We start from the raw sequence: 1,997 nt of genomic DNA on the forward strand, positions 1-1,997 counted from the left end.
GGCGGTGCTCCCCTTCGGCACGGTCAGGGTGAAGTCGTACGACGCCTTGTCCGTGGGGTGGCTGTTCGCGGGGAACCACGTCATCGCGCCCTGGGATGACGCCGCCGTGATAGGTGGTCTCGTAGAAGTCGAAGTGGCCGCCGCTGACGAAGATCGCCTTCAGGCTCGGCGGACGCTCGGCCGCCGCCAGGACCTGCATCGAGCCGAAGTAGGAGATGCCGATCATGCCGACGTTGCCGTCGCACCACGGCTGCGCCGCGACCCACTCGATGAAGTCGTACGCGTCCTGGCCCAGTGAGACGCCCCCGGCGTTGTAGTTGCCGATGTGTTCGCCCTGGGAGGCACCGGAACCGCGCAGGTCGCCGATGACATGGACGTAGCCCTCCTTGACGACGCGCGCGATGTCACCGGCCTCGATGCAGCCGTCCCACATGGGGCTGGGGCGCCGCTGCGGCGGCGTGGTCAAGGCGAGGGCCTGCAGCTCCTTGCCGTAGGGGCTGAGGGCCACGAGCGCCGGACGCGGCTTGTCGTCGATGCTGCTGTAGCGGTCGGCCGCGAGCAGGACACCGTCGCGCATCGGCACCTGAAGATCCTTGCGGGCTGCGATGGTCTGCTCGCCCGCCCGGATCGTCTGGAAGTCAGTCATGAGTGCGAAGCTCCTGTGGGGGTCTGGGGGGCATCCCCCGGGACAGCGCGGTACAAGTTCCGTTCGTGGTGGGCGCGGTAGCCGGCCATCGAGGTGAAGAACGGCGAGGGTTCGAGCGTCGGGTCGCCGGTGTAGCCGAGCTCCTCGGCGACGGGTGTGAACGGTGAGTAGGGCCCATCCGTCTCCCGCAGGCCGGCCTCCAGGCAGCCACGGGCGGCCGCGGTGACACGACCCTCGGCGACGAGACTCTGGGTAAGTGCCTCGTGCGCCTGCGTGGCGTCGAGCTCGACGCCGTACGCCGTGCCGTCGGCACGGCGGTAGGGGTGCCCGAGGTAGAGGTGCTGCGGGCGGACCTCGTCGCGCAGATACTCCAAGCCGGCGCGGTAGGCGACCGGGTCCGTATAGCCGGGGAATCCGTTGGCGGCCCCGTGGACCTGAACGGCATCGCCGACGAACACCGAGCGCTGCCCGTCGATGGCGTACGCGACCGATCCGGGCGTGTGGCCCGGAATCGAATGCACCGAAACGGTGACGTCGCCGCCCAGAGAGAGGGTCTCGCCGCCCTTGACGAGCATGGTGGGCTCCATCTCGCCGGAGATGACGGCGTTCCCTGCGGCCGTCACCTTCGCCTCGCCCTCGGGGTCGGCCAGGTACCGGCCCCGCCCCGTGCGGTACTCCTCCACATGGGCCCGCCGCGAGCGGAGCAGCGGTGCGTCGGCCTCGTGGATCACCACCTGTGCGCGCCGGCCGGTCAGCTCCCACAGGGCGTACGCTCCGCCGACGTGGTCGATGTGACCGTGGGTCAGAAGAATCCAGCGCACATCCTCGATGCGTCGCCCGATCGCCTCGAGCGCGGGACCCATCCCCTCGGCGGGCGAGGAGGCGATCCCGGTGTCGACGACGGCCGGCTCGGGGGCGTCGATGAAAAAGCTGTAGAGACCGAAGCGACCCCACGGCGAAACCAGGTGGTGGACGTTGACAGCCTGCGGCATGACTCTCTTTCCGCTCTCGTACGTGGGGTCGGCCGGGTCAGCTCAGCGCCGACCGAGGAAATCGCGCGTCTGGTCGAAGACCCGGTGGTACTCCGGGATCCAGGAGAAATGCTGGACGAATCCGTGGCCCGCGCCTTCGTAGCTGCTCACTGTCGCCTCCACGCCGGCCTCCCGCAGCCGTCGGCCGTAGAGGTCGCCCTCGTCGCGCAGCGGGTCGTACTGCGCGGTGACGATGAGAGCCGGCGGCAGTCCGGTGAGGTCCCCTCTCTTGATCGGCGAGACGAGCGGGTCCGCGGGATCGGCGCCGCTCTCGGTGTAGAAGTCGTTGAAGGGCTTCAGCCCCGCCGTCTCGAGGCCGT

3 protein-coding genes are annotated in these 1,997 nt (G+C 69.5%); all 3 read right to left on the reverse strand.

Annotated elements, in window-relative coordinates; translation table 11 throughout:
• On the reverse strand, positions 1–646 hold a 646-nt coding region (locus ACWEBX_RS39605; RefSeq protein WP_451889548.1), incomplete at its 3' end, for a CocE/NonD family hydrolase.
• The gene (locus ACWEBX_RS39610; protein WP_451889549.1) at positions 643–1,638 is read right to left on the reverse strand and encodes an MBL fold metallo-hydrolase; all 996 of its coding nucleotides are present in this window, start codon (positions 1,636–1,638) and stop codon (positions 643–645) included. The genes ACWEBX_RS39605 and ACWEBX_RS39610, both read right to left, overlap by 4 nt.
• Before the next feature lie 42 nt (positions 1,639–1,680).
• The coding region (locus ACWEBX_RS39615; RefSeq protein ID WP_451889550.1) for an alpha/beta hydrolase fold domain-containing protein at positions 1,681–1,997 on the reverse strand (317 nt) is incomplete at its 5' end.

The sequence above is a fragment of the Streptomyces sp. NPDC005070 genome (genome assembly GCF_053600395.1).

Coding starts and splice junctions, on each gene's coding strand:
- ACWEBX_RS39610 (WP_451889549.1), bottom strand. CDS start 1,638: ATGCCGCAGGCTGTCAACGTCCACCACCTGGTTTCGCCGTGGGGTCGC.